This is a genomic window from Streptacidiphilus jiangxiensis, assembly GCF_900109465.1.
Taxonomy (GTDB): Bacteria; Actinomycetota; Actinomycetes; order Streptomycetales; family Streptomycetaceae; genus Streptacidiphilus; species Streptacidiphilus jiangxiensis.
In genome coordinates this window covers 153,291-179,756 of record NZ_FOAZ01000015.1, presented here as the reverse complement: position 1 = coordinate 179,756, position 26,466 = coordinate 153,291, and the positions used below count along the sequence as shown (strand labels likewise).

Annotated in this window: 26 protein-coding genes; 12 read left to right on the top strand and 14 right to left on the bottom strand. The window is 73.5% G+C overall.

Going from position 1 to position 26,466, the window contains the following annotated elements:
- Nucleotides 1–47 precede the first annotated feature (47 nt).
- The 4 genes from BMY61_RS26835 to BMY61_RS26820 all read right to left on the bottom strand — a co-directional run bounded on the left by BMY61_RS26835 (nt 48) and on the right by BMY61_RS26820 (nt 4,450).
- Nucleotides 48–2,108, bottom strand: coding sequence for a glycosyl hydrolase family 8 (locus BMY61_RS26835; protein WP_042450652.1), 2,061 nt, complete (start codon nt 2,106–2,108; stop codon nt 48–50).
- Between the two features lie 108 nt (nt 2,109–2,216).
- Nucleotides 2,217–3,479, bottom strand: a complete 1,263-nt coding sequence (locus tag BMY61_RS26830; protein WP_042450489.1) for an RNA polymerase sigma factor — start codon at nt 3,477–3,479, stop codon at nt 2,217–2,219.
- On the bottom strand, nt 3,476–3,811 hold the full coding sequence (locus tag BMY61_RS26825) for a YciI family protein (RefSeq protein WP_042450490.1): 336 nt from the start codon (nt 3,809–3,811) through the stop codon (nt 3,476–3,478). Before BMY61_RS26825 ends, BMY61_RS26830 begins: the two co-directional genes overlap by 4 nt.
- 117 nt (nt 3,812–3,928) lie before the next feature.
- On the bottom strand, nt 3,929–4,450 hold the full coding sequence (locus tag BMY61_RS26820; protein WP_042450493.1) for a hypothetical protein: 522 nt from the start codon (nt 4,448–4,450) through the stop codon (nt 3,929–3,931).
- 271 nt (nt 4,451–4,721) lie between these two features.
- Between BMY61_RS26820 and BMY61_RS26815 the strand changes: the two genes are divergently transcribed.
- From BMY61_RS26815 to meaB, 3 genes are read left to right on the top strand one after another with little or no spacing between them, the layout of a single operon-like run.
- Nucleotides 4,722–6,611 carry a methylmalonyl-CoA mutase family protein gene (locus tag BMY61_RS26815; RefSeq protein WP_042450494.1) on the top strand — a complete coding sequence of 630 codons (1,890 nt, stop codon included), beginning with the start codon at nt 4,722–4,724 and terminating at the stop codon, nt 6,609–6,611.
- On the top strand, nt 6,608–8,815 hold the full coding sequence (gene scpA / locus BMY61_RS26810) for a methylmalonyl-CoA mutase (RefSeq protein ID WP_042450496.1): 2,208 nt from the start codon (nt 6,608–6,610) through the stop codon (nt 8,813–8,815). Before BMY61_RS26815 ends, scpA begins: the two co-directional genes overlap by 4 nt.
- A 6-nt stretch (nt 8,816–8,821) precedes the next feature.
- On the top strand, nt 8,822–9,802 hold the full coding sequence (meaB, locus tag BMY61_RS26805; RefSeq protein ID WP_042450498.1) for a methylmalonyl Co-A mutase-associated GTPase MeaB: 981 nt from the start codon (nt 8,822–8,824) through the stop codon (nt 9,800–9,802).
- Nucleotides 9,803–9,868: 66 nt separating this feature from the next.
- Here meaB and BMY61_RS26800 read toward each other — a convergent pair whose 3' ends face one another.
- Entirely contained in the window at nt 9,869–11,047 is a 1,179-nt protein-coding gene (locus BMY61_RS26800) for an acyl-CoA dehydrogenase family protein (protein ID WP_042450500.1), read from the bottom strand.
- Between the two features lie 135 nt (nt 11,048–11,182).
- On the opposite strand from BMY61_RS26800, the gene BMY61_RS26795 reads away from it, so the two are divergent.
- Entirely contained in the window at nt 11,183–12,187 is a 1,005-nt protein-coding gene (locus tag BMY61_RS26795) for a 2-dehydropantoate 2-reductase (RefSeq protein WP_042450503.1), read from the top strand.
- Between the two features lie 162 nt (nt 12,188–12,349).
- Here the strand turns inward: BMY61_RS26795 and BMY61_RS26790 are convergent, their stop codons facing one another.
- Nucleotides 12,350–13,627 carry an MFS transporter gene (locus tag BMY61_RS26790; RefSeq protein WP_052438883.1) on the bottom strand — a complete coding sequence of 426 codons (1,278 nt, stop codon included), beginning with the start codon at nt 13,625–13,627 and terminating at the stop codon, nt 12,350–12,352.
- A 148-nt stretch (nt 13,628–13,775) separates the two neighbouring features.
- On the opposite strand from BMY61_RS26790, the gene BMY61_RS26785 reads away from it, so the two are divergent.
- The gene (locus BMY61_RS26785) at nt 13,776–14,603 is read left to right on the top strand and encodes a site-specific integrase (RefSeq protein WP_042450504.1); all 828 of its coding nucleotides are present in this window, start codon (nt 13,776–13,778) and stop codon (nt 14,601–14,603) included.
- A gap of 74 nt (nt 14,604–14,677) precedes the next feature.
- A complete protein-coding gene (locus tag BMY61_RS26780; protein ID WP_342342538.1) occupies nt 14,678–15,199 on the top strand; it encodes a PTS sugar transporter subunit IIA domain-containing protein in 522 nt (173 codons plus the stop codon).
- 6 nt (nt 15,200–15,205) lie between these two features.
- On the opposite strand, the gene BMY61_RS26775 is transcribed toward BMY61_RS26780, so the two are convergent.
- Nucleotides 15,206–15,652 carry a MarR family winged helix-turn-helix transcriptional regulator gene (locus BMY61_RS26775; RefSeq protein WP_042450506.1) on the bottom strand — a complete coding sequence of 149 codons (447 nt, stop codon included), beginning with the start codon at nt 15,650–15,652 and terminating at the stop codon, nt 15,206–15,208.
- Between the two features lie 124 nt (nt 15,653–15,776).
- Here BMY61_RS26775 and BMY61_RS26770 point away from each other — a divergent pair, with 124 nt between their 5' ends.
- A complete protein-coding gene (locus tag BMY61_RS26770; RefSeq protein ID WP_042450508.1) occupies nt 15,777–16,700 on the top strand; it encodes a quinone oxidoreductase family protein in 924 nt (307 codons plus the stop codon).
- Between the two features lie 181 nt (nt 16,701–16,881).
- Here the strand turns inward: BMY61_RS26770 and BMY61_RS26765 are convergent, their stop codons facing one another.
- Complete coding sequence (locus tag BMY61_RS26765; protein WP_042450510.1) at nt 16,882–17,904, bottom strand: NAD-dependent epimerase/dehydratase family protein; 1,023 nt, start codon at nt 17,902–17,904, stop codon at nt 16,882–16,884.
- Between the two features lie 43 nt (nt 17,905–17,947).
- A complete protein-coding gene (locus tag BMY61_RS26760) occupies nt 17,948–18,448 on the bottom strand; it encodes an NUDIX hydrolase (protein WP_042450511.1) in 501 nt (166 codons plus the stop codon).
- Between the two features lie 269 nt (nt 18,449–18,717).
- Here BMY61_RS26760 and BMY61_RS26755 point away from each other — a divergent pair, with 269 nt between their 5' ends.
- Nucleotides 18,718–19,620, top strand: a complete 903-nt coding sequence (locus BMY61_RS26755; protein ID WP_042450659.1) for an O-antigen ligase family protein — start codon at nt 18,718–18,720, stop codon at nt 19,618–19,620.
- 36 nt (nt 19,621–19,656) lie between these two features.
- Here BMY61_RS26755 and BMY61_RS26750 read toward each other — a convergent pair whose 3' ends face one another.
- Nucleotides 19,657–20,352, bottom strand: coding sequence for a TetR/AcrR family transcriptional regulator (locus BMY61_RS26750; RefSeq protein ID WP_042450513.1), 696 nt, complete (start codon nt 20,350–20,352; stop codon nt 19,657–19,659).
- A gap of 175 nt (nt 20,353–20,527) precedes the next feature.
- On the opposite strand from BMY61_RS26750, the gene BMY61_RS26745 reads away from it, so the two are divergent.
- On the top strand, nt 20,528–21,028 hold the full coding sequence (locus tag BMY61_RS26745; RefSeq protein ID WP_425314711.1) for a nitroreductase family deazaflavin-dependent oxidoreductase: 501 nt from the start codon (nt 20,528–20,530) through the stop codon (nt 21,026–21,028).
- A 17-nt stretch (nt 21,029–21,045) separates the two neighbouring features.
- On the opposite strand, the gene BMY61_RS26740 is transcribed toward BMY61_RS26745, so the two are convergent.
- Nucleotides 21,046–21,618 (bottom strand): nucleosidase, encoded by a 573-nt coding sequence (locus BMY61_RS26740; RefSeq protein WP_174514511.1) that lies wholly within the window; start codon nt 21,616–21,618, stop codon nt 21,046–21,048.
- A 66-nt stretch (nt 21,619–21,684) separates the two neighbouring features.
- Here BMY61_RS26740 and BMY61_RS26735 point away from each other — a divergent pair, with 66 nt between their 5' ends.
- The gene (locus BMY61_RS26735) at nt 21,685–22,359 is read left to right on the top strand and encodes an O-methyltransferase (protein ID WP_042450663.1); all 675 of its coding nucleotides are present in this window, start codon (nt 21,685–21,687) and stop codon (nt 22,357–22,359) included.
- A gap of 77 nt (nt 22,360–22,436) precedes the next feature.
- Here the strand turns inward: BMY61_RS26735 and BMY61_RS26730 are convergent, their stop codons facing one another.
- The gene (locus BMY61_RS26730) at nt 22,437–23,333 is read right to left on the bottom strand and encodes a spermidine synthase (RefSeq protein ID WP_425314710.1); all 897 of its coding nucleotides are present in this window, start codon (nt 23,331–23,333) and stop codon (nt 22,437–22,439) included.
- A gap of 238 nt (nt 23,334–23,571) precedes the next feature.
- Here BMY61_RS26730 and BMY61_RS46465 point away from each other — a divergent pair, with 238 nt between their 5' ends.
- Complete coding sequence (locus BMY61_RS46465) at nt 23,572–24,480, top strand: polysaccharide deacetylase family protein (protein WP_174514512.1); 909 nt, start codon at nt 23,572–23,574, stop codon at nt 24,478–24,480.
- A gap of 13 nt (nt 24,481–24,493) precedes the next feature.
- Here BMY61_RS46465 and BMY61_RS26720 read toward each other — a convergent pair whose 3' ends face one another.
- Nucleotides 24,494–25,135, bottom strand: a complete 642-nt coding sequence (locus BMY61_RS26720) for a TetR/AcrR family transcriptional regulator (RefSeq protein ID WP_042450517.1) — start codon at nt 25,133–25,135, stop codon at nt 24,494–24,496.
- A 108-nt stretch (nt 25,136–25,243) separates the two neighbouring features.
- On the opposite strand from BMY61_RS26720, the gene BMY61_RS26715 reads away from it, so the two are divergent.
- Entirely contained in the window at nt 25,244–25,678 is a 435-nt protein-coding gene (locus tag BMY61_RS26715; protein ID WP_042450519.1) for a DUF4345 domain-containing protein, read from the top strand.
- A gap of 19 nt (nt 25,679–25,697) precedes the next feature.
- Here the strand turns inward: BMY61_RS26715 and BMY61_RS26710 are convergent, their stop codons facing one another.
- Nucleotides 25,698–26,456: a glutamate racemase gene (locus tag BMY61_RS26710; RefSeq protein ID WP_042450521.1), complete on the bottom strand. Its 759-nt coding sequence runs from the start codon at nt 26,454–26,456 to the stop codon at nt 25,698–25,700.
- Between the last annotated feature and the right edge of the window lie 10 nt (nt 26,457–26,466).

The following is a 26,466-nucleotide window of genomic DNA, read 5'->3' as shown; positions in this document are numbered from 1 at the left end:
CGCCACCGGGCGTGGTGACGGGCCCCGTCCTTCTGCGCCCTGCGGACTCAGTGGGTGTTCAGGGCCAGGTCGTCGATCACGAAGTCGGTCGTGCCGCCGTTCGTGTCGGTCTCCGAGCCGGTGAACTTCAGCGTGACCGTCTGTCCGGCCCAGGCGGACAGGTCGGTGGTGTGCTGGGTGTAGCCGGTGGCCTTGTCCAGGTTGGAGAAGGAGCCGACCGTGCCGAGGACCGTCCCGCCGGAGTTCAGCACCTGCACGGTGAAGGTGTCCGGCTTGGCAGTGGTGGTGTTCTCGGTCGAGTCGACGTGCAGCCAGTAGGTCAGCGTCGCGGCGCAGCCGGTCGGGACGGTGACCGACTGGGCGACGGTGTCGGTGTCCTTGGTGGCGTTGCCGTTGAACCAGGCGACCCAGGTGCCCGAGTGGGCGGGCTCGGCCGTCGTGGCCTGGGTGATCGGGGTGAACCCGAGCGTGGAGGTCTGGGTCCAGCCGGTCGCCCCGGACTCGAAGCCGGGGTTGGTCAGCAGTTGCGCCGCCGTGCAACCGCCGCTCGCCGTGGTCACGGTGAGTGTGAAGGTGGCGGTGTGCGATCCGGAGGCCGCGGCGCCGGTGACGGTGACGGGGTAGCTGCCGGCCGGGGTGGTGGCGGCGGTGGTGAGCGTCAGCGTGCTGCTGCCGCCCGCCGTCACCGAGGCGGGGCTGAACGCCGCGGTGGCGCCGCTGGGCAGGCCGGACGCGGCGAGGGCGACGGACTGCGCCGCGCCGGAGGTGACGGCGGTGGCGACGTTCGTGGTGGCCGAGGCACCGGCCACCACGGAGGCCGACGCCGGCGAGTCGGAGACGGAGAAGTCGTTGGCCGGAGTGCTCGACGAGGCCGGGCTCCAGTAGTCGCCCGCCATGACGAGCATGACGAGGGTCTTGATGGTCTCGCCGTAGTAGCCGTCCCCGTAGGGGTTGGTCTGCAGGAAGCTCCAGATCTTGTCGGTCCAGGCCTGGTCTCCCGCCGCCATCGCGGACGGACCGATCGAGTCGCCCGCCTCCTCGGCCACGTCACTGGTGCTGTAGGCCGTGCAGTTGAGGTTGAGGTGCGGGTAGACGTTGGCCGGGTTGTCGCCGGAGACCTTCTTGGCGCAGGCCGACCACTTCTGCGCCTCGCCGAGCTCGAAGGCGGAGGTCGTGGCGCCGTTCAGCAGCGCGTCCGTGCCCATGTGCCAAGGGACGCGGATCGAGTTGTAGCCGACGATGTTGTCCGGCTGGCTCTCCTGGTAGTTGGCGGGCGCCGGCGCGGGACTGGAGCCGTTGGCCCCCACCACGAAGTCGGAGAGCAGGCCGTAGGAGGAGGAGTAGTTGGTCACCAGGGACGAGTCGACGGTCTCGGTGCGCTGGACGACCTTGTTCCAGTCGTGCGAGGTGTCGTAGGCCGCGAACGCCCGCAGGTGGTCGATCATGTGGTCGGACGGCCGCGTGTCGGTGTTCGGCCCGTCGTCCTCGCACTTGAGGTGGCCGTCGGGGGCCACGTCGTGGTTCCAGAAGTTGGTCAGCCACGCCATGGCGTCGCTGGAGTAACCGCCCCACTGCTTGTCCGCGAGGATCAGGCCGTAGCCGATGTCCAGGTCGCCGTCGGTGGCGCCGTCGGGCGTGCCGGAGCTGTAGTACTTGCAGGTCTTGCCGTCCAACTGCCACTGCATCAGGCCCCACTGGTCCTCGTGGTCCTTGACCAGCTGCCACAGGCCGTTGAACTCGGTCTGCGCGTTGGCGTCGTAACCGGCCATCAGCGGCACGATGTTCATGCCGTAGCCCTGGCCCTCGGAGACCGGACCGTTGTTGGTGGCGTCGCCGTCGCCCTTGGTGGAGACGTAGTACTCGTTGCTCGCACAGCCGTGGACGAGGTAGTTGGACTTCCACGAGTCGTACTGCTTCTCCACAGCGGCGTCGCGAGTCGACTGGGAGGCGGACGGCATGACGCCGACCTGGTAGGTCTGGTGCTGGGGGAACGCGTGTGTGGGGGACGCGGCCTGGGCCGGTGCGGCGGCTGCCAGGGCGACCACACCGGTGGTCAGCGTGGTCAGCGCCACCCCCAGCCCGATGACACGCGCGATGCGCTCTCTCACGGCGTTGCTCTCCACTTCTCGTAAGGAAAGTTTCCTAACTAACGCCCCAGCGCACCGTAGGCCGTGAACATTCAGACCGTCAATACTCCTCACAGAAAACCCATGGGTTCAGTGGCTCGCGGACTGCGCCTCCGCCGCGCGTTGCAGCAGCGCCCGGCGCTCGACCTCGCTGCCGGCCTGCGCCGCCGCCTCCCGGAACAACGCGGCCGCGCGGGTCCCGTCGCCCGCCCGGGCGGTGAGATCGGCCTCGGCCGCGAGCGCGAGCGGGTAGCCGTCCAGGGCACCGTCGGCACGGGCCAGCGCCAGCAACTCGAGCCCTGAGGCCGGGCCGTGGGCGTATCCGTGGGCGACCGCACGGTTCAACCCGACGACCGGGGAGGGCTCCAGCGCGGCGAGTCGGTCGTAGCACGTGGCGATCCGCCGCCAGTCGGTCGCCTCCACCGACCGGGCGGTCGCATGGCAGGCCGCGATCCGCGCCTGCCAGGCGTACGGACCGTCCTGCCGCAGGTCCGCCAGCAGCGCGACGGCCTCGTCGATCGCCGCGTGGTCCCAGCGCGTCCGGTCCTGCCGGTCCAGGGGGACCAGTTCGCCGGCCGCGTCCCGCCGGGTCGCCCGGCGCGAGTGCTGGAGCAGCGCGAGCGCGAGCAGGGCGCGTGGCTCGTCCTGATCCGGCATCAGGGAGGCCAGCAGCCGCGCCAGCCGGATCGCCTCGTCCGCGAACGCCGGTTCGCCGTCCGGGTTGTAGCCGTGGGTGAAGAGCAGGTAGACGACCGCCAGCACTCCTGGCAGCCGCTCGCCGAGCGCGTCCCCGCTCGGCACCCGGAAGGGGATCCCCGCCGCCGAGATCTTGGTCTTGGCGCGGGTCAGCCGTCGGGTCATGGTCGACTCGCTGACCAGAAAGGCCTGCGCGATCCGCTCGGTCGGCACCGCGCAGACGACCCGCAGGGTCAGCGCGACCTGCGCGGGCAGCGCCAGCGCAGGGTGACAGCAGGTGAAGATCAACCGCAGGCGGTCGTCCGCGACGGCGACTCCAGGGGGGCGCTCCACCTCGTCGTCGGTCGCGGCGGTGAGCGCCTGCACCGCGAGGTCACGCAGCTTGCGGCGCTCGATCGCGGCGCGCCGCAGCACGTCCAGGGCGCGGTTGCGGGCGACGGTCATCAGCCACCCGCCCGGATTGGCCGGCACGCCGTCGGTCGGCCAGCGGTCCAGCGCGGTGACCAGCGCCTCCTGGGCGCAGTCCTCGGCGAGGGTCCAGTCGCCGGTGACGCGGATCAGCGCGGCGACGATCCTCGGGTAGGCGTCCCCCGCCGCGGCCGCGGCGGCCTGTGCCGCCCCGGCCGCGCGGGGACCCGCCTCGTGCGGATCGCTCACTGCTCGAAGTCGGCCAGCGGGCGGATCTCGATGCGCCCGCCGCGGGCCATCGGGTGGGTCCGGGCGACCTCGATCGCCTCGTCCAGGTCCGCGCACTCGATCAGGTCGAAGCCGCAGATGACCTCCTTGGTCTCCGCGAACGGCCCGTCGGTGATCAGCGTCTGCCCGTTGCGCACCCGCACCGTCGTGGCCGTCGCCTTCGGCGCGAGCACCATGCCCTGGAGCCTCCGTCCCTTGGCGTCGTTCTCGTCGACCCACACGTCGATGTCGGTCTCCGGGGTCGGGTCGGTGTCGGGCTCGGTGTCGGTGCAGACGAACATCATGTACTTCATGGCGGCTCGCTCTCCTCGGGGTCGGTCGGTGGCCAGTGTCACCCCGGTGACGATCGAGGAGAGCGCGACCGGACAGCCTCGCCGAAAAATCCTTCGGGAAAATTTCGCCGGACCGGCTCAGATCGCGTCGAGCTCGTTCTTCAGGGCGTCGGTGTCGGCCTGCAGCTCCGCCTTGGCCTGCTTCTTCGCGCGCTTCGTCGCCGCGTCGACCCGCGCCTCGACATCCGTGGCGGCGACCACCACCAGGCCACTGCTGCCCTCGTCGAGGAGCTCGCCCAACTCCTTGAGGGAGTGCCGGGACATCCCGCCGGCCACGTGCCCGGCCGCCGCACCGGCCCCGGCGCCCAGCGCGCCGCCGGCGAGCAGACCCGCGCCGAGCCCGATCGCGGGGAAGAGCGCGAACGCGGCCCCGATGGCCAGGCCACCCACCAGACCCGCCGCGCCGCCTTGGCGCGTCGGCTCCTCGACCTTCTTGACGATGTGGACCTTGCCGTGGACGTCGCGCGTGAGCACCGCGGCGTCGTAGGTGTCGATCACCCCGAGGTCCTTGTAGAGGGCCCGGAGGTCGTCGTAGTCCGCGAGCGCGTCGGCCTCGGTGTCGTACTGGTTGGCGATCGCCACGAAGGTGTCGAGTGGCATGGAACCGCTCCCTGCGAGAAGGGCTGCGCACGCAGCCTCGCCGATCGGTCGGCGCCCGCACCTGTCGGCCACGGGCACTGAGCCCGATGCTAGGCAGCGTCCTGCGACACCGCATGCCGGGCGCGCCCGGCCCGCTCCGCCCCGGATCCGGGGGCGGCGTGTGGCTTCCGTCACCTTCCCGGCCCGCCACGGGCCATGGCCGGCCCACGAGAGGGATACGTCACAGCCGGTGACGCTCTGAAGCGCAAGGAGCCTGCTCTAGCATCCCCCTATGACGGTCCTGCCCAACGACGGGCTTTCTCTCGCTGCCGATTTCCCGGATGCCGACCACGCTCGATGGCAGAGCCTGGTAGCGGGTGTCCTGCGCAAGTCCGGCAAGGACGTGTCGGGCCCGGAGGCCGAGGAGGCGCTGGCGACAGCCCTCGAGGACGGGCTCGTCGTCTCCCCCCTCTACACCGCGCAGTCCACCGGGGCCACGGCCGACGGCTACCCCGGGTTCGCGCCGTACGTGCGCGGCGGACGCGCCGCCGCCGGCGGCTGGGACGTCCGTCAGCGACACGAGCGTGCCGACGCCGAGAAGACCAACGCGGCCGTGCTGTCCGACCTGGAGAACGGCGTCAGCTCCGTGTGGCTGGCCGTGGGCGGCTCGGGTGTACCCGTGGAGCAGCTGGGCCAGGCGCTCACCGGCGTCTACCTCGACCTGGCGCCGGTCGTGCTCGACGCCGGGGAGGAGACCGGAGCCGCCGCGCGCGAGCTGCTGCGGCTCTACGACGAGCGCGGTGTCGCCCGCACGGACGCCTCCGGCAACCTCGGCGCCGACCCCCTCGGGTTCGAGGCCCGGACGGGCACGCCGGGATCGTCGCAGGACGCCGTGGAGTTGGCGCGGCTGTGCGCCGAGCAGTACCCCGGGATCCGGGCGCTGACCGTGGACGCCCTGCCGTACCACGAGGCCGGCGCGTCGGCCGCCGAGGAGCTCGGCTGCTCGCTGGCCACGGGTGTGGCCTACCTGCGGCTGCTGACCGAGGCCGGTCTCTCCGTCGACGAGGCCTGCCGACAGCTGGAGTTCCGCTACGCGGCGACCGCCGACCAGTTCCTGACCGTGGCCAAGCTGCGCGCGGCGCGCCGCCTGTGGGCCCGCGTGGCCGAGGTCTGCGGGGCCGGCACGGCCGGAGCCGGGGCACAGCGACAGCACGTGGTGACCTCGCCGGTGATGATGACCCGCCGCGACCCGTACGTGAACATGCTCCGCACGACCATCGCCTGCCTCGCGGCCGGTGTCGGCGGCGCGGACTCGGTCACGGTGCTGCCCTTCGACCACGACCTGGGCCTGCCGGACGCGTTCGCGCGCCGGATCGCCCGCAACACCTCCTCGATCCTGCTGGAGGAGTCGCACCTGGGCCGCGTCGCGGACCCGGCGGGCGGCTCCTGGTACGTGGAGCAGCTGACCGACGAACTCGCGCACGCCGCCTGGGCGTTCTTCCAGGAGCTGGAGGGCGCGGGCGGCCAGGAGGCGGCACTGCGCTCCGGCATGGTGGGCGAGCGGATCGCCACCACCTGGACGGCGCGCGGCAAGAAGCTCGCCAAGCGCAGCGAGCCGATCACCGGCGTCAGCGAGTTCCCGAACCTCACCGAGAAGCCCGTGGTCCGCGACGAGGCCCCCGCGGTCCGTCCGCTGGGCCGCGCCTCGGCCGCAACGGGAGACATGACCGGCGGTCTGCCGCAGGTGCGCCGCGACGAGGTCTTCGAGGCGCTGCGCGCCCGCTCCGACGCCCACGAGGCCGCGACCGGCACCCGGCCCCGCGTCTTCCTGGCGGCGCTCGGCCCGGCGGCGGCGCACACCCCGCGCGCCACGTTCACGGCCAACCTCTTCCAGGCCGGTGGCATCGAGGCGGTCCACCAGCCGGCGTCGGTCGACGCCGACTCCGTCGCCGAGGCGTTCGCCGCCAGCGGGGCCACCATCGCCTGCCTCTGCTCCAGCGACGCGCTCTACGCCGAGCAGGCCGAGGCCGTGGCCGCCGCGCTGCAGTCCGCGGGTGCGACGCGGGTGTACCTCGCGGGCCGTCCCGCCGACTACGCGCACGTCGACGCGTACGTCTTCGCCGGCTGCGACGCGCCGGCCGTCCTCTCCTCCGCCCTCGACCTCATCGGAGCCCAGTCGTGACGCAGATCCCCGACTTCTCGCAGGTCGACCTGGGCGGGGGCGCCCCGGCCGAGGCCACCGAGGAGCAGTGGCGCGCGGCGGTCAAGGAGTCGACCGGCAGCAGCGTCGCCGACCTGCTGTGGGAGACGCCCGAGGGCATCTCCGTCAAGCCGCTCTACACCGGCGAGGACCTGGCCGGGCTGGACTTCCTGGGCACCTACCCGGGCATCGCCCCGTACCTGCGCGGGCCCTACCCGACGATGTACGTCAACCAGCCGTGGACGATCCGCCAGTACGCCGGGTTCTCCACCGCCGAGGAGTCCAACGCCTTCTACCGCCGCAACCTGGCGGCCGGTCAGAAGGGTCTCTCCGTCGCCTTCGACCTGCCGACGCACCGCGGCTACGACAGCGACCACCCGCGCGTCACCGGCGACGTGGGCATGGCGGGCGTCGCGATCGACTCGATCTACGACATGCGCCAGCTCTTCGACGGCATCCCGCTGGACAAGATGACGGTGTCGATGACGATGAACGGCGCCGTGCTGCCCGTCCTCGCCCTCTACATCGTGGCGGCCGAGGAGCAGGGCGTACCGCCCGAGAAGCTGGCCGGGACCATCCAGAACGACATCCTCAAGGAGTTCATGGTCCGCAACACCTACATCTATCCGCCGAAGCCCTCGATGCGGATCATCTCCGACATCTTCGCGTACACCTCGCAGAAGATGCCGCGCTACAACTCCATCTCCATCTCCGGCTACCACATCCAGGAGGCCGGTGCGACGGCCGACCTGGAGCTGGCGTACACCCTCGCCGACGGCGTGGAGTACCTGCGCGCCGGGCAGGCGGTGGGCCTGGACGTGGACACCTTCGCGCCCCGACTCTCCTTCTTCTGGGCGATCGGCATGAACTTCTTCATGGAGATCGCCAAGATGCGCGCGGCGCGTCTGCTCTGGGCCAAGCTGGTCCAGCAGTTCGACCCGCAGAACCCCAAGTCGCTGTCGCTGCGCACCCACTCGCAGACCTCCGGCTGGTCGCTGACCGCGCAGGACGTGTTCAACAACGTCACCCGCACCTGTGTGGAGGCGATGGCCGCGACCCAGGGCCACACCCAGTCGCTGCACACCAACGCCCTCGACGAGGCCCTGGCGCTGCCGACGGACTTCTCCGCGCGCATCGCCCGCAACACGCAGCTGCTGCTCCAGCAGGAGTCCGGCACCTGCCGCGTCATCGACCCGTGGGGAGGCTCCGCCTACGTCGAGAAGCTCACCTACGACCTGGCCCGCCGCGCCTGGGCGCACATCCAGGAGGTCGAGGCCGCGGGCGGCATGGCCAAGGCCATCGACGCCGGCATCCCCAAGCTGCGCATCGAGGAGGCCGCGGCCCGCACCCAGGCCCGCATCGACTCCGGCCGCCAGCCGGTCATCGGCGTCAACAAGTACCGCGTGGAGAACGACGAGCAGATCGACGTGCTGCAGGTCGACAACTCCTCCGTCCGGGCCCAGCAGATCGCCAAGCTGCGCCGCCTGCGCGAGGAGCGCGACGAGGCCGTGACGCAGGACGCGCTGCGCGCGCTGACCAACGCGGCCGAGCGCGGCTCCGGCACCGGCCTGGAGGGCAACCTGCTGGCACTGGCCGTCGACGCGGCCCGCGCCAAGGCGACGGTCGGTGAGATCTCCGACGCCCTGGAGAAGGTGTACGGGCGGCACAGCAGCCAGATCCGTACGATCTCCGGCGTGTACCGCAACGAAGCAGGGGAGTCCTCCTCCGTGACCCGCACCCGCGCGCTCGTCGACGCGTTCGAGGAGGCGGAGGGTCGCCGTCCGCGCATCCTGGTCGCCAAGATGGGCCAGGACGGGCACGACCGCGGCCAGAAGGTGATCGCCACGGCCTTCGCCGACCTCGGCTTCACCGTCGACGTGGGCCCGCTGTTCCAGACGCCCGCGGAGGTGGCGCGCCAGGCGGTCGAGGCCGACGTGCACGTCGTCGGTGTCTCCTCGCTCGCCGCCGGACACCTGACCCTGGTGCCCGCGCTGCGCGAGGAGCTGGCCGCCGAGGGCCGCGAGGACATCATGATCGTCGTCGGTGGCGTCATCCCGCCGCAGGACGTCCCCGCCCTGCTGGAGGCCGGCGCCGCGGCGGTCTTCCCGCCCGGCACGGTCATCCCGGACGCCGCCTACGACCTGGTCCAGCGGCTCGCCGCCTCGCTCGGTCACGCGGAGCTGTAACCGGGGATGCCGATCGACCTCGACGCCTACGTCAAGGGTGTGCTCGACGGGAAGCGGGCGTTCGTCGCCCGCGCGATCACTCTCGTCGAGTCCACCCGGGCCGACCACCGTCCGCTGGCCCAGCAGCTGCTGTCCGAGCTGCTGCCGCACGCCGGCAAGGCCCGGCGGATCGGTATCAGCGGTGTGCCGGGGGTGGGCAAGTCCACCTTCATCGACGCCTTCGGCACCATGCTCACGGGCCTGGGCCACAAGGTCGCCGTGCTCGCCGTCGACCCGTCCTCCACCCGCACCGGCGGCTCCATCCTGGGCGACAAGACCCGGATGGAGCGCCTGGCCGTCGACCCCGCCGCCTTCGTGCGTCCCTCCCCCAGCGCCGGAACGCTGGGCGGCGTGGCCAAGGCGACCCGCGAGTCGATGGTGGTCATGGAGGCCGCGGGCTACGACGTGGTGCTGGTGGAGACCGTCGGCGTCGGGCAGTCCGAGACGACCGTCGCCGACATGGTCGACACGTTCCTGCTGCTCACCCTCGCCCGCACCGGCGACCAGCTCCAGGGCATCAAGAAGGGCGTCCTGGAACTGGCCGACGTCATCGCCGTCAACAAGGCCGACGGCCCGCACGAACGTGACGCCCGGGCCGCCGCCCGCGAACTCGCGGGCGCGCTGCGCCTGATGCACCCGGCCGACGCCGCCTGGACGCCCCCGGTGCTCACCTGCAGCGCCCGCGAGTCCGCGGGCCTGGACACGCTCTGGGAGCGTCTGGAACAGCACCGCACCCTGCTCGAGGGCACCGGTCGGCTGACCGCCAAGCGCCGTGCCCAGCAGGTCGACTGGGCCTGGGCCATGGTCCACGACGCACTGCTGGAGCGCCTGCACGCCGACCCGACCGTCCGCGCGCTCGCGCCGGGCCTGGAGGAGCAGGTCCGCAGCGGCGAACTGACCGCCTCGCTGGCCGCGGAGCGGATCCTCCAGGCGTTCGACGAGCGGTAGTTCGACGCGCGGCCGTTCGGCGGGCGCGCGGTGTGATCGCGGCCGCCCCGCAGGGCGGGGCGGCTGTCAGCGGCGGACGCGGGGCATGCCGAGGCCGATCCAGCTGATGATCTCGCGTTGGATCTCGTTGTTGCCGCCGCCGAAGGTGAAGATGACCGCGCTGCGGTAGCCGCGTTCCAGGTTGCCGCGCAGGACCTCGCCGGAGGAGCCCTCCTTGAGGGGGCCGGCGGCGCCGACGACCTCCATGAGCCAGGCATAGGCGTCGCGGCGGGCCTCGCTGCCGTAGACCTTGACGGCGGACGCGTCCTGCGGGGTCAGCGCGTTGCGCCCGACCGCGTCGACCATCTGCCAGTTGAGCAGCTTGACCGCGTCGAGCCGACTGTGCGCCCGGGAGAGGCGCTGGCGCACCCAGGGGAGGTCGATGACGCGTTTGCCGTGGGCGAGTTCGGTCTCACGGGCCCACTGCTGCACCTCGGCCAGGGCGCGATTGGCCATGGTGGCATGGGCGGCGAGGGTGACCCGCTCGTGGTTGAGCTGGTTGGTGATCAGACGCCAGCCGGCGTTCTCCTCCCCCACGCGCATCGAGACCGGGACGCGGATGTCCTGGTAGTAGCTGGCCGTGGTGTCGTGACCGGCCAGGGTGCGGATGACCGTGGTGGAGTAGCCCGGGTCGGTGGTGTCGACCATCAGCATGGTGATGCCCTTGTGCGGCGGGGCGTCCGGGTCGGTGCGGGTGGCCAGCCAGACCCAGTCGGCGGTGTCGCCGTTGGTGGTCCAGATCTTCTGGCCGTTGACGAGGTAGTGGTCGCCGTCGCGCACCGCGCGGGTCTTCAGCGCGGCCAGGTCGGTACCGGCGTCGGGCTCCGAGTAGCCGATGGCGATGTCGATCTCGCCCGCGAGGATCTTCGGGAGGAAGAACGCCTTCTGCTCCGGCGTCCCGTACTTCATGATCGACGGGCCGACGGTGTTGAGCGCCATGATCGGCAGCGGCACGCCCGCCTGCGCGGCCTCGTCGAAGAAGATGAACTGCTCGAACGCGCTCAGCCCCCGACCGCCGTACTCGACGGGCCAGCCGACGCCGAGCCAGCCGTCCTGCCCGAGCCGCCGGTTGATCGCCCGGTAGAACTTCTTCTGCTCGCGCGGGTCGTTGAGGCGCCCGTGCGCCTCGGGCGGCATCAGCTCGGCGAAGTAGGCGCGCAGTTCGGCGCGGAGCCGTTGCTGCTCCGGGGTGTAGTCCAGGTGCACGACGCCTCCAGGGTGCGATCGCTGCTGCCGTCGCTGCGCAGACTAGAACGTGTTCCACAAATCCGGAAGAGGCTCGGCCCCCAACTCACCGGTAGGGTGCAGCCACGCGGACGTCGCCCGGAGAGGAGCACCGGCATGCGCATCGCCGTCATGGGCGCCGGCAGCATCGGCTGCCACCTGGGCGGGCACCTGGCCCAGCAGTCCGACGTCGAGGTGACCCTGATCGGCCGCGCGGCCGCGATGGACGTGCTCGCGAAGGACGGCCTCACCCTCACCAGCGGCCGCCGCGAGCCACTGCACCTCTCCCCTGGGACGTTGACCCTCGCCACCGACGCCTCGGGCGCCGTCGGCGCGGACGTCGTGCTGGTCACCGTGAAGTCCGACGCCACCCGCGACGCCGCACGCGAGCTGGCGCCGCACCTCGCGCCCGGCGCCGTCGTCGTCAGCTTCCAGAACGGCCTGCACAACGCCGAGGCCCTGCGCGAGGAACTGCCGCAGCAGACGGTGCTGACCGGCATGGTCCCCTACAACGTGCTGCAGACCGAGCCTGGCCGCTTCCACCAGGGCACCGGTGGCGCGCTGATGCTCGACGACGCACCCGCGGGCACGCCGCTCGTCGCCGCGCTGACCGCGTCCGGCCTGCGGGTACAGGCCCGCCCGGACATGCGCGAGGTCCAGTACGCCAAGCTGCTGATGAACCTCAACAACGCCGTCAACGCCCTCTCCGGCGTCCCGCTGCGCGCCGAGCTGGGCGACCGCTCCTACCGCACCTGCCTGGCCCTGTGCCAGCGCGAGGCCCTGGCCGCGTACCGGGCGGCGGGCATCACCCCCGCCCAACTGGGCGCCGTCCGACCGAACCTGACACCCCTGCTGCTCCGCCTCCCGGACGCGGTCTTCACCCGCGCGGCCAAGGCGATGCTGGCCATCGACGCGACGGCGCGCTCCTCGATGTGGGAGGACCTGCAGCGCGGGCGCCGCACCGAGGTGGATTCCCTCCAGGGAGAGATCGTCACCCTCGCCACCCGCCACGGCCTGACCGCCCCGGCCAACGCCCGCCTGGCCGAGCTCGTCCACGCCGCGGAACAGGGCGGCCGCCGGTCCTGGTCCGGCCCGGACCTCCTGGCCGCCCTGCGCGGCTGACCCGGGGCCCGGCCGACACTCCGCACGATGGGGCCCAGCTGCCCGCCCGGGCGCCGCGCGGACGCACTCAGCGGAACAACGGTGGCCACCGGTCCTCGTCCGGCCCGGACCTCCTGGCCGCCCTGCGCGGCTGACCCGGGGTCCGGCCGACACTCCGCGCCCTCAGGCATGCGGGCCGCGCCGGACCGCGGGGAGGGCGTAGACCGCTGCGGTGGCGGCCAGCAGCCACAGCGCCCCTGCCGCGAGCACCGTGCGCGCGCCGACGGCCGCTGCGACCGGGCCCGCCGCCGCGAGGCCGACCGGGCCCAGCACAAAGGAGCCGACCGAGCCGAAGGCGCCCATGCGGCCGCGCAGTTCCGGCGGGACGCGTTGCTGGCTGACGGAGCCCAGGAGTGTCACGCACATCGACGAGGCGACGCCGGAGAGCACCGCCCCGCCGCAGACCACGGCCAGTGGCGCGGCGAGGGAGAACGCGGCCGGGGAGGCAGCGAAGAGCGCCGTGGCCGCCACCCCGGTGGGCAGCGGACGGGCCGGTCGCCAGGTGCGCAGCAGCAGCGCGCCGAGGAGGGCGCCCGCGCCGTACCCGGCCATGACCGCGCCCCACGCACCCGGGCCGCCCAGGTCACGCGCGGCGAGCAACGGACCGAGCACCAGGTAGGGCGCCCACAGCAGCAGGTTGAACAGGGCGAGATGGACCGTCGTCGCCCACAGCCAGGTCCGCGCGCGGAACTCGCCCCACCCGGCCCGCAGATCCGCGAGGAACGTGGACGAGCGGCTCGCGGCCGAGGGGGCCGGCAGCACGAGCCCGCGCAGGGCGAGCGCGCTGACGGCGAACGTCGCCGCGTCGACGAGCAGCACGGCCGCCGGTCCCGTCCGACCCCCGCGGCCCGCGTGGCCGGCTGCGGCCAGGACCGCGCCTGCCAGCACCGGCCCGAGGATCGTCGCCCCGCTGCGCACCAGCGCCAGCGTCGCATTCGCGCGCACCAGTGCGTCCGGCCGCACCAGCGCGGGGACGAGCGCCGACTGCCCGGGCCCGAACCCGGCCTCGCCGATCCCGGCGAGCGCGGCCAGCACCAGCATCGGCGCCAGCGCGCGCACCCCACCGAGCACCAGCAACCCGAAGGTGCCCTGGGCCGCACAACGCAGCAGATCGGCCGCGAGCATGACGCGCCGGCTCCCGAACCGGTCGGCGGCCGTACCGCCCGCGAGCAGCACGAGCACGAGCGGCAGAATGCGCGCGGTCATCACCAGGCCCAGCGCGTCGGCGCCGCGGCCGGTGGCGAGAACGGCGAAGGCCAGGCCGACGCTCGCCATCGAGGAGCCGGTGAGCGAAGCGGCCTGGGCCCGGACGAATCGACGGAACGGGCGACCGGGACCCTGCGCCTGACGTGCCGACGGCACTGGTCCGGGGCGCCGGCGCAGCAGCGCGGCGAGATCCATACGGCGAGCATGCAGGGCCGGGAGCCGCCGCTTCAAGGGAGAACGAGGATTTTGTTCGCAATAATCGGATATTCTTTTACCGTATCTGGTGTGCCGCAGTAAATTCTCGAATTTACTGCGGCGGTGGAGTGGTGTGGGAGGAGTGCGGATGCCGGCGCCCGTGGAGTTCGCCGTCGCCGTCGAGCGGTATCTCGAGGCCGCCTCGCTGACCGAGGGGTCCCGGCGCGTCTACCGGATCGCGCTCACCGCGTGGGCCTGGACGCTGGTCGGGGAGGCGCCGCCCGCCGGTCGCGCCCGCCGCGGCGCCCGGCCGCCGGTGGTGCCGCTCGCGTCACTGGAGGACCCGTCCGCGGCCGGACGCGTCCGCGCCGCCCTCGCCGGGCGCGGTGCGCGGACGCGCGACCGGGAGCTCTCCACACTGCGCAGCGCGGTGCGTTGGTGGTGCGCCCAGGGCTGGCTGACGGGCGATCCGCTGGCGGCGTCGCGGCCGTCCACCGAACACGTGGCGCCGCAGCCCGGGCCCGCAGTCGAGCCGCTGACGGCCGCCCAGCTGCGGGCCGTCCTCGGCCTGCGGGCGACCCTGCGGGAGCAGACGCTCTGGCACCTGCTCCACGACACCGGCGCCGCGGCCGCCGAGGTGCTCGCACTGGACCTCGCGGACCTGGACCGGCGCCACCGCCGCACCCACGTCCGCACCCACGGGCGCGGCCTGCCCAGGCTCACCTGGACCGACACGACGGCACGCCTGCTCGGCCTGCTGCTCCAGGGCCGCACCTCCGGCCCGGTCTTCCTCACCGACCGCCGCGCGCCGACGGCCACGCCCGCGACGGATCGCTGCCCGCTGACCGGCCGTGGTCGGCTCTCCTACCGGCGCGCGGCCGAACTGTTCACCGCCGCCACACGCCCGCTCGACCCGGCCGGGCGCGGCTGGACCCTGCACCGCCTGCGCCGGCCGCCGGAGCCCGACGCGCCGTGAGCCGGTGCCGTGGCCGTGTCGCGCCGTCGCCCGATCCCCGGACCGCCGCACTACTCTGGGCACGGAGGTTCTGGGTGTCAGAGGACGGAAAAGCCGACGTGGTGCCGCTGCGGCCGCCCGGAGGCGAGGGTGACGGGGCGACCGGACGCGCACCGCTGCGGGTGCTGACACTGCCCGAGCGGGACCGGGTGGGAATCGTGCTGGTCTGCCGCAGCCGCGCGCTGGCGCAGGCGACCCTGGACGAGTGCGTCCGCCTGCTGCCGGGTGCCGATCCCTCGCCGGTCGCCGCCGTCGGGACCGCGCCGGAGGGTGTCGTCGCGGCCGCGCGCCAGGTGGACCAGGGCATCGGGGTGGCGGTGCTGTGCGACCTGCCGGAGACGGCCCGGTCCGTGCTGGAGCTGCTGGACCGGGCGGAGGAGCTGGCGCTGCCGTTCCCGATCCGGTTCTGCGACGCCCCGCTCGTGGAGGGTGCCGTCCCGGCCGTCGCGACGGCGACCGCCGGGGGCGACCTGGCCGCCGTGGCGGAGGCTGCCGAGGATGCCTACCGGGTCCGCAAGACGCCCCCGCACCACCCGCCGCACCTGCTCGGCAACTGATCCGGATCAGTCCTCCGCGACGCGGGCCAGCAGGGAGACGAGCGTGCGTCGCTCATCAGGGCCGAGCGAGGTGAGCAGGCGGTCGTTGGCCTCGTCGGCCAGGCGGGCGCAACGCTCCAGCACGGCGGCGCCCATCGAGGTGAGCGTCACCGCGTTCTTGCGCCGGTCGCGCGGATCCGGCTCGCGCACGAGCAGGCCCTGGCGCTCCAAGTGGTTGAGCATCAGCACCACGTCCTTGGCGTCGAACCCGAGCCGACGCACCAGATCGGCCTGCGCCATCGGCCCCTCGTCGGCGACGGCCGCGAGCACGGCGTGGTGCGGGAGTTTGAGACCCTCGGCCGCGATCGCCTCGGCGACCAGATCACGCCCACGCGCGGCCACCCGCCCGGCGAGCCAACTGGGGAGCGACTGGATGTGGTCGAGGGCGCGCGGTGGCGGTTCGGGCCGGCTCATGGGGAGAGCCTACTCGAAACCATTGGACCTCCCAATGAATCCCGGCCTAGACTGCGGATCACCGAAGCCGTTGGGGCTCCCAATGATTTCGACGTCCATCGGTCAGCCGAACCTGGAGGTACCCGTGCGCCGCGTCCGCTACGAGAAGAACGGCGGCCCCGAGGTCCTCTTCGTCGAGGCGGTCCCCACCCCGACGCCGGGCGTGGGCGAACTGCTCGTGCGCAACGAGGCCATCGGGGTCACCCTGCCCACGGTGCGGAAGGTCCGCGAGGGCTCCGAGCCCGGCCCGCTCGGCGGCGAGGTCGCCGGAACGGTCGTCGCCGTCGGCCCCGAGGTCACCGGCTTCGCGGTCGGTGACCTCGTCACGGGCCTCGCCTTCGCCGACGGCTACGCCGAGCTGACGCTGCTGCACCAGGCCATGTCCTCCCACGTACCGCAGGGCGCGACCGCCGTCGACGCGGTGGCGCTGGTCCGCAGCGGGCTCGTCGCCCGCGGCGCCCACGAGGCCGGCCGACCCCGGCCGGGCGAGTCGGTGCTCGTGACGGCGGCGGCCAGCACGGTCGGCGCGTTCGCCGTCCAGCACGCCAGGAACGCCGGCGCGACCCGCGTGGTCGCGGCCGTGAGCGACCTGGCCAAGGCCGATTTCGTGCGCGCCCTCGGCGCCGACGAGGTCGTTCGGTACGACGACGCCTCCTGGGGCGAGCCGGTGGACGTCGTCCTCGACGGTGTCGGCGGCGAGTTGCTCGGCCCCGCCGTGCGGGCGCTCGCCGCCGGCGGCCGGCTGGTGGCGTTCAGCTCCGGCGGCGGCTCGGTCGACGCCTACGAGCTGCTGGTCCGCAGCGCGTCGGTCACCGGCTTCCAGATGGCCGCGATCGCCCGCAACCAGCCGGACCTGTACGCCCGCTGGCGCGACGAACTGTGGGCGGCGTTCCGCGCCGGCACCGTCCGCCCCTCCGTCCACACCACGCTCCCCCTCACCGACGCCGCCCACGCCCACGCCCTGATCGAGGCGCGGGCAAACCTCGGCAAGGTGGTACTGGTGCCATGAGCACGACCCGGTCAACACCCCGCCCCGGCGGAATCCCCACACCCGCACCCCTGCCCGGGGCCGGGGGCGGAGGCTCAGGCCCGAGACCATGGCCGGAGGCCGGGCCCCTGGCCGGACGCTCAGGGCCGAGGTGCAGGCCCGAGATCATGGCCGGAGGCTGGTGGGTGGGTGGGTCCGCGCGTTAGGTGGAAGGCGCGTCGATGGCCAGGGTGCGCAGCAGGTCGGTTTCTCGCTCGGGTGCGAGGCCCACCGGCGGGCGGTCCGGGCGCTGCGGGGCCGTGCCGCCGACGGACTGCAGCCAGGCCCACGTGTCGGCGACCGTCTCCGCGACCGGGCGCACCCGCAGGCCCGCCGCCAGCGCCTTGTCGACCGAGACGCCGTGGAGCGTGTCGTGCTCCTCCCCCGGCGGCAGCCAGATCGGCAGGTCCGTCCACGGCTCGATGCCGGCGGCGAGAATCGGCTCCGGATCCGTCCACCGCAGCCGGGCCGCCGAGCCGGTGACGGCGAGGCAGGTATCCAGCAGCTCACCCATGGTCGTCGCGCCGGGCGGACCGACCAGGTTGTAGGCGCCGCCCAGACCCGCCGCGACGGCGTCCAGCAGCCACGCCGCCAGATCCCGCGCGTCGATGTACTGCAACGGCAGCTCGCGCGGCCCCGGCGCGAGCACCGTGCCGCCGCGGGCGATCCGGCCGAGCCACCACGGAAGCCGGCCGATGTTCTCGTGCGGGCCGAGGATCAGCCCGGCCCGGCCGAACAGCGCCCGCTCGCCGAAGACCTCAAGCAGCGCCAGCTCGGCGCCGCGCTTCGCCTGGGCGTAGGGCGCCTCGGTCGCGCCCGGGTCTGCGTCGACCACCGGCGCGGACTCGTTCGCACCCGCCGGCTGCGGGAAGGTGTAGACGGACCCGCTGGAGACGTAGGCGTAGCGGTCGACGTGGTCGGCCAGCAGCCGCGCGGTGGCGCGGACCGCGGCCGGCGCGGCGGACCAGGTGTCCACGACCGCGTCGAAGCGGCGCCCGGCCGCCACCGCCTGTTCCAGGGCGGCGAGGCCCCCCGGGGCGATCCGGTCACCGTGCAGCACGTCCACGCCGTCCACGGGGGCGTGGTTGCCCCGGTGGAACAGCGTCACCTTCCAGCCTCGAGCCAGCGCGTCCTCGGTCAGGGCGCGGCCGACGAACTCGGTCCCGCCGAGTATCAGAAGATCCATGGACCCACCCTGCCCGAGGGAGGCGACGCCGCGCGGCCCGGTGTCACGACATGCCGGGCGTGATCGCCGAGAGCGCAAACCAGGTGCGGTCGGTGTCGGCCAGGCAGAGCCGGATCTTCTCGCGCTCGTCCGCCGTCACGTCGTCCGGCAGCTCGTCGAGCGGGAACCAGCGCACGTCCAGCGACTCGTCGTCGTTGACCCTGGCCTCGCCACCCAGGTGACGGCAGCGGAACACCAGGGCCAGATACCGTGCCTGGTCACCGTTCGGATAGACCGTCAGCCTGTCGTAGGCCATCACCGCGGCCAGCCGCTCCGGGAGCACGCGCACGCCCGTCTCCTCCATGGCCTCGCGCACCACGGCGTCGGCCGGCTGCTCCCCCGGCTCCAGGATGCCGCCGAGCAGCGCCCAGCGACGGGTGTCCGCACGGTGGGTGAGCAGGACCCGGCCGCGACCGTCGAGGATCACCGCGACGACCCCGGTCAACGACAGCGGGGCGTGTCCCACGTGGCGGCGCAGCTCGCGCACGAACTCCGGTACAGGCATGAGTTCCAGCCTAGACGCGTGCTCCCTGGCACCGCCAAGGCCACGCGGGCGGCGACGCGGGCGTCAGGACGGTGCCGGGATACTGCGGGGACGGTGACATCCGGCCAACTCCGGGTCTACGGTTGACCGGCCGGTGCAGGACGGGGCGATCAGGGGGAACGCCGATGCCGGACACGGCCATGCCGCTCGGACCTGACGTGCCCGCGTCCGACGTGTCGGAGACAGAGGGCACCTCCCGGCCGGGGGCAGGGGGAGAGACCGTCTGCGACGTGGCGGGATTCCTGCTGCTCGCGGCGTGCGCCGCATGGACGGACTACTGCGCCGCCGGGCGCGAGGCCCACCCCGAGGGCGTGCTGCTGGGCCTGCTGGCCGTCGCGGCCGGCTACGCGACCGGCAGGATCGCCGGCGCGCTGCTGCCGATCGCCGCGCTGCTCGTCCCGGCCGCGGCCGTGGCCGTGTTCGCGCCGACGGCAGGCCCGCACGTGCTGGACGGCGACAGCCTGGCGGCGCTTCTCGGCCTCGCAGTGGGCGCCGCCTGCTGCGGCGGCTACGCGGCACGCGCCCGCGGCCTGCGCTGGACCGCCCGCGCCTCCGTGCTGATCGCGCTGCTGCTCGCGGCGGAGTCGCTGCTGACCGATGCCACCGTCGGCGCGCTCGCCTGCGGCGGCGTGCTCGTGGTGGCCGGATCCGTGCATCGGCCCCGGCATCGCCGCCGGGCGCTCACCCTGCTCGCCCTGTGCGCGCTGCTGGCCGTGGCGGCGGTGCTGGTACTGGCCCACGGCAGCAACGCCGGCGGCACGCCCGCGGCCAGCGGGCCCGGTACGCAGGTGTCCGCGCAGCGGCTCAGCCTGTGGCGGGACGCGTTGCGAGAGGCGGAGCAGCACCCCTGGCGGGGCGTCGGCCCTGGCGACTTCGTCGACGGCAGCGCCTCCTCCGCGCCGCTGCAGCAGGCTGCCGAGCAGGGGTGGCCGGGGCTGGCACTGCTCGGCGCCGCCTTCGTCTGGAGCCTGTGGTCGCTGGGCCGCTCGCCGCGCCCGACCCCGGCTGTGCTCAGCGCGGCCGGTGCGCTGACCGCGCTCGGCGCGCAGGCCGCGGTGACGCCGGTGCTCAGCGTCCCGGCGGTCGTCGTCGGTACCGGGCTGCTGCTGGGCCTCGGCGCCGCCCGTCCCTGACGCGCCTCGCGCGGGCTCGCAGGAGCGGACTGCGCGTCACGGCAGGCCGACGAAGTCGGCCATCTCCTCGACGCTGTGGGCGAAGAACTCGTCGGCCGGGTCGAACGAGCCCACGAGGTGGCCGAAGAGCTCGAAGCTGATCATGCCGAACAGCTGCGTCCAGGCCACCACCGCGCGCGTGAGCACGCCGGCGCTGACCTCCGGGGTGAGCACGGCGACAAGCCCGGCGGCCTGCTCGGCGAGCGCGCCGCGCAGCGGGCGGACCGGGGTGCGCAGGTCGAGGTGGTGGGCGGCGCCGCGCAGCACGGAGAGCAGGGCGAGGATCACCCGCAGGGCGGCGGTGACCGTCTCCTCGGGCGCGCGGTAGCCGGGGACGGGCGTGCCGTACAGGAGCGCGTACTCGTGCGGGTGCTCCTTGGCCCAGTCGCGGACGCTGCCGCACAGGGCGCGCCAGCGCTCGCGCGGGTCGTCGGCGGGAGCGGCCGCGACAGCCGCCTCCGCGCGCTCGCCCAAGGCGTTGTAGGCGTCCATGATCAGCGCCGTGAGCAGGTCGTCCCGGCTCGGGAAGTAGCGGTAGAGCGCCGAGGAGGCCATGCCGAGCTCGCGGGCGACGGCGCGGAGGGAGAGGCGCTGGGCGCCCTCGTCCGCCAACTGTCGACGGGCCTCCCGCTTGATCTCGAGCGTGAGCTCCTCGCGGGCGCGCTCGCGGGCGGTTCGGATGACTGGTGCCATGCCGGACAGTCTGCCACAGCGGAGAGCAGTGCACCCATACAGGTGCACCGATCAGAAACGAGAGCACTGCTCTTGACACGGTGCACGGCTCGAGGGATAGTCGAAGCACGGAAACGAGAGCACTGCTCTCGAAACGGATCTCCGATCTCGCACATCGGACACGGGAGGAAGAATCATGAACGCCACCGCCGCCGCCAGCGCCACGCCGAGCACCACCGCCGCCCCGCGTCTGGTCAAGCCGCAGGGCCGGTTCATGGTCGCCCTGGACAAGGTCACCCGCGACCTCATCACCTGGCTCACCTACCGCGGCGTCAGCGTCTACGGCTCCCGGGTCCTCGCGGTCCGCGGCCGAAAGAGCGGCGAGTGGCGCACCACCCCGGTCAACCTGCTGGTCATCGACGGCCGGCGCTACCTGGTCGCGCCTCGCGGCCACACCCAGTGGGTCCGCAACATGCGCGCCGTCGGCGGCGGCGAGCTGCGCCTTGGCAAGAAGGTCGAGACGTTCGACGCGACGGAGCTGACCGACGCCGACAAGCCGGTCGTGCTGCGCGCCTACATGAAGCAGTGGGCCTGGGAGGTCAGCTACTTCTTCGGCGACGTCAACGCCGACTCCCCCGAGGCCGAGCTCCAGCGCATCGCCCCCGGGTTCCCGGTCTTCCGCATCGACGCCGCCTGACCACGGGCGTCACAGCGTCAGAGGTTCTCCGCCACCCAGAGCGCGAGCTGCTTCGCGCAGTCGTCGACCGACTCCCGCCAGCTCTGCGCGGCGCCCTCGCCCGCTTCGTCGCTCACGTGCTTCACCAGCCGCACCGGGAGCCCGAACTGACGCACCGCCTGCGCGACGGCATAGCCCTCCATGTCGACCAGGTCGGCCGCCTCAGCCAGCCGGGCCCGCGCCGCCTCGTCGGCGACGAAGACGTCACCGGTGGCGAGCACCGGCCCGCGGCCGGTCAGCCCGATCGGAGCACCGTAGGTCACCCCGGTGAGGGAGGCCAGCACCGCGGAGTCCAGGTCGTGCTGGATCACCGAGCTCACCTCGTGGGTCAGACCTCCGAAGCCCGGCTTGAGGGCCCCCGCCGTCCCCAGGTTGACCACCGCCGTCGGACGCGGGCCCCGCGCGAGCACCGAGGCCACCGCGGTCGCGGCGTTGACCTTGCCCATGCCGGTCAGCAGGACCGGAAGGCGGTCGTCCAGATGGGCCGCCTCCTCGGCGGCGGCGAGGACGAGCAGGGGACGGGTGGGGTCGATCTCTCCGACGATACGCATGAAGCCCATGCTAACGAGGCCGGAAATGCCCGCCGAACAGCACGTCCAGCGGCTAGCGTGGCCGTCATGAGCACCCATGAGACCTGGACCGCAGTCGACGCCTATCTCAGCTCCACTCTCGGCCTGCAGGACCCGGCCCTTGAGAACGCGCTCAAGGCCAGCGAGGCCGCGGGCCTCCCCCGGATCGAGGTGTCCGCGCCGGCCGGTCGGCTGCTGCGGCTGCTCGCCCAGATCCAGGGGGCGCGCCGGGTCCTCGAGATCGGCACCCTCGGCGGCTACTCCACCATCAACCTCGCCCGCGGCCTGGCCGAGGGCGGCCGCGTCGTCACCCTGGAGTACGACCCCCGCCACGCGGAGGTCGCCGCCGCGAACATCGCCGCCGCCGGCCTGGCCGAGCAGGTGGAGATCCGCGTCGGCAAGGCCCTGGACACCCTGCCTCAGCTGGAGCTGGAGGGCCGCGAGCCGTTCGACCTGGCGTTCATCGACGCGGACAAGGCCAACAACCCCCACTACATCCGTTGGGCGCTGCGGCTCTCGCGCCCGGGCGCGCTGATCGTGGTCGACAACGTGATCCGCAACGGTGGCGTGCTCGACCCGGACGGCAACGCCGACATCCAGGGCACCCGCGCGGCCCTCGCCCTGATCGCCGAGGAGCCGCGCCTGGACGGCACCGCCGTCCAGACCGTCGGCGCGAAGGGCTGGGACGGCTTCGCGCTCATCAGGGTCCTCCCGGAGAGCTGAGCCCCCACCACCTCACGCCCACCGTCCCGGCCGACGGGCTTCCGAGCCTGGCTGCGGGCCGTCGGGCCGTCGGGCCGTCACACCGCGAACGCACCCGTCGGAGGGGGCGGCGAGGGGACCGCGTCGGCGTCCGTGACGACGGGTGCGCGGCGGGCGAAGGCCACGAGGCGCTCGTCGGCGACCACGCGTGCGGGGAACGGGTCGCCCGCGGTGCGGCGGGTCAGCGCCTCGACCGGCAGCGGGCGGTGCGAGGCGACCAGGACGAGGTTGCCGTAGCGGCGCCCGCGCAGCACGGAGGCCTCGGCGACGAGGGCCAGCTCGGGGAAGACCGCCGCGGCCGTGGCCACCTGGCCGCGGACGAAGTCGAGGGGTGCGCCGTCGGCGAGGTTGGCCGCGTAGACGCCGTCGGGCCGGAGCGCGGCGGAGGCGGCGCGCAGGAACTCCAGTGAGGTGAGCGTCGCCGGGACGGTGTGGCCGCCGGAGCCGCCGAAGACGTCGGTGACGATCAGGTCGGCGCTCGCCGCGGGTGCCGCCTCCAGGCAGGCGCGGGCGTCCGCCGCCTCGACGGCGAGCTCGGCCGCGGCGTCCCACGGCAGGACCTCGCGGACCAGGGCGATCAGGCCCGCGTCCAGCTCCGCGACGCGTTGGCGGGAGCCGGGGCGGGTCGCGGCGAGGTAGCGCGGCAGCGTGAGCGCGCCGCCGCCGAGGTGGAGGGCGGTGATCGGAAGGCCCGGTTCCGCGCACAGGTCGACGACGTGGGCCAGCCGCTGGACGTACTCGAACTCAAGGTGCCGCGGGTCGTCGAGGTCGACGTAGGACTGCGGGGTGCCGTCCATCGTGAGCAGCCAGGCGCGGGAGCGGTCGAGGTCGGGCAGCAGCCGGGCGAACCCGAGGTCGACCTGGCGGAACACGGGAGTGTCCTCGGCCTCCTGCAGCGACTCCTGCGGAAGCCGCGCTTCTTCCGGTTCGCTCACTGCTTCCTGTCGATCCTGTCGCATGGCTTCCGCCCGGGCCTGCTCGTTCATACGCTCATTGTCCGCGGTCGCCGCGCCGGCGGGGAAACCGGCCGGAGAACCGGCCGCTCACGCTCCGCACACCATCCGCACACCGAGCCCCGACGAAATCGGCACGAAAAGACGTCGCACCGCGTACAACCATCAGCGGCCGACGGATGTCTTCCATGTGTCCGACGCACTGACGGAAGGAAAGCCTGTGCGACAGCCGACCCTCGCCTCACCTGTGCCGCTGCTGCGCGCACGGACCAGTCGGCGGCTCGCGGTGCTGACCTTCCGCGAGGTGCGCGACCGGGGCGTGTTCGCCGCCCAGCTGGACCGGGTGCTGAAGTCCGCCACGCCGGTGTCGGCCGGGCAGGTGCAGCGGGCGATGTCCGGCGGGGCGCCGCTGCCGCCGCACAGTGTGCTGATCACGTTCGAGCACGGCCACCGCGACGTGGTCACGCAGGCGCTGCCGGTGCTGGCGGCCCGTGCCGTGCCCGCCGTGGTGTTCGCCGTGGCGGGTCTGGTCGACACGGACGACCCGTACTGGTGGGACGAGGCGGAGTTCCTGGTCGGCGAGGGCGGCTGGGCCCGCAGCCTCTCCGGTCGCGCGGGCGGCTCGGTGGCCGCAGCGCTCGCGGCCCTGCCCGACCCGGACCGGCGCCGCAGCCTGGCCGAGCTGCGGGTGACGGCCCGCCACCGGACCCCCTCCGCTCCGCAGCTCACCAGCGCCGATCTGCACCTGCTGCTCGACGCGGGCATCTCGGTCGGCAACCACGGCCTGGACCACGCCCGCCTGGACCGTTGCGACGACTACACGCTGCGCGAGGAGGTGCGCGGCGGCCACGACCGGCTGGCCAAGCTGACGGGCGTGCCGATCACCTCCTTCGCCTACCCGGACGACGTGCACGACCTGCGCGCGGTGGCGCTGCTGCGCGAGCTCGGGTACGGCAGCGCGTTCCGCAACGACGGCCGCCTGGTCGATCCGACGTGCGGCCTGCCGGACCAGCTCTGCATCAGCCGGATCCGCGTCGAGGCGCGCACGGCCCGGGCCCGCCTGGACGCGGCCCTGTCGGCGTGGGCGCCGGCCACCTCCCGCCGCCTGCGCGGCGCCGAGGTGGTCTGAGACCCCCCGCCCCTCACTCGGGCGCCGGGGCCCCCGGCCGAACCGGTGGCAGCGCGGCGGCGGCCACGTGGGCGGGGAGCAGCGGCTGCAGCGCGCCGAGCAGGGAGCCGACGAAGACGTCGCGCAGCGCGGCGCGACTGCAGGTCTCCTCGGTGAGCCAGTCGACGACGAGGACCTGGACGAACACCAGCCAGGCGCGCACCACCGCGGAGACCGCGGCCCGGGTGGTCTCGTCGGCGAGGTCCAGGACGGTGAGCAGGCGTGCGCGCAGGGCGTCCAGCTCGCCGTTCATGATCGTCTGAATGACGGGGTCACCGGCCAGGACCCGGTTGGCGGCGAGCACGGCGTTGCGGTTGGCGATGAAGTAGTCCAGGTGCACGTCCATGCCCTGGACGATCTGGTCGAGCAGGGAGTCGGCCGGGTCGAGGCGCGTCTCGGTGAGCAGCCGGTCGGCGGCCTCCTGGTAGACGGCCGCGAAGAGCTCGTGCTTGCTGGAGAAATGACGGTAGAGCAACGCCCGGGAGACGCCCGCCTGCCCGGCGACCTCCTCCATCAGCACGTCCTCGTAGGGGTGCTCGGCGAACAACCGCGCGCCGACCGAGAGGAGCTGGGCGCGACGGTCGGCCGGATGGAGGCGCTGACGGGGTGACGGCACGCGACCACCTTACTTGACACGCGTCTACTTACGGGCCCACGCTGGAGCCAGGACTAGTAGACACACGTCAACTTAGTACGCCTTCGGGCGACGAACGGGGTGGTGGCCATGGCCCGGACTCTGCGCCTGCTCCTCCAGCTCATGGGCTGGTCCTGCGTGGCGATCGGCATCTTCCACGTCCTCCTCGGCAACGCCGCGATCCCGGGCGCCGCGCACGCGGGCACCACGGTCGACAGCTGGGGACGCTTCATGGGCGCGAGCTTCGTCGGCTACGGGCTGGCGTGGCTCTGGGCCGCCCGGCAACACCCGATCCCGGCCGCGGCGGTCCGCCTGCTGGCCGGGGTCTTCCTGCTCGGTGGGCTGGGCCGGCTGCTCTCCCTCGCCCTGCACGGCTGGCCGCAGTGGTTCCAGATCGCCCTGACGGTGATCGAACTGGGCCTGCCGCCGGTCTACTTCTGGCTCGCCTCGGCGGACGAGCGGGCCACCCACGACAAGACCGCCCGCCGACCGCGAACCGCCACGCCCACCGGGGCGGGCTCCTGACTGATCGGCCGGGTCGACCTCACGCCAGGAGCGCGCGGCCCTCGGGGTAGACGAGCGCCTCGGCGGGCAGCGACTCCTCGCGGCCGCTGCGCAGCACGGTGAGGCTCCCCTCCCCGGTCTCGCGGAGCGGCCGGGCCCGGCGCAGCGCCTGCTCGACGACGGCGCGGGCCGAGCCGAACAACTCCAGCCCCGGGCAGCTGTCGGCCAGCGCGGCGGCGATCTCGGCGGCGACCAGCTCGTAGTGCGTGCAGCCCAGGACGAGCGCGCGGGTGCCTGCGGGCGTCTGCGCCGCGGCGGCCGCGACGATCTCGGTGATCTGCTCCGGCCGCGCGTATTCGACGGCGTCGGCCAAGCCGGGGCACGGGATCTCGGCGACGTCCGCGCCGGACGCGAAGTCGCGGATCAGGCCGCGCTGATAGGCGCTGCCGGTGGTGGCCGGGGTGGCCCAGATCGCGACGGATCCGCCACCTGCCGCAGCCGGCTTGATCGCGGGGACGGTGCCGATCACGGGAATGTCGGGCTCCAGCTCCGCGCGGATCGCCTCCAGGGCGTGCACGGTCGCGGTGTTGCAGGCGACCACGAGCGCGTCCGGCTTCTGCTCGGCCGCCGCGCGGGCCACCGCGAGCGCGTGCTCGATGATGCCCTCGGTCGTACGGGGGCCCCAGGGCATGCCGTCGGGGTCCTGTGACAGCACGAGGTCGACGTCGGGACGCAGCGCACGCAGCACGGCAGCCGCGGGGAGCAGGCCGATTCCGGAGTCCATCAGTGCGATCTTCACAGCGTCCGAC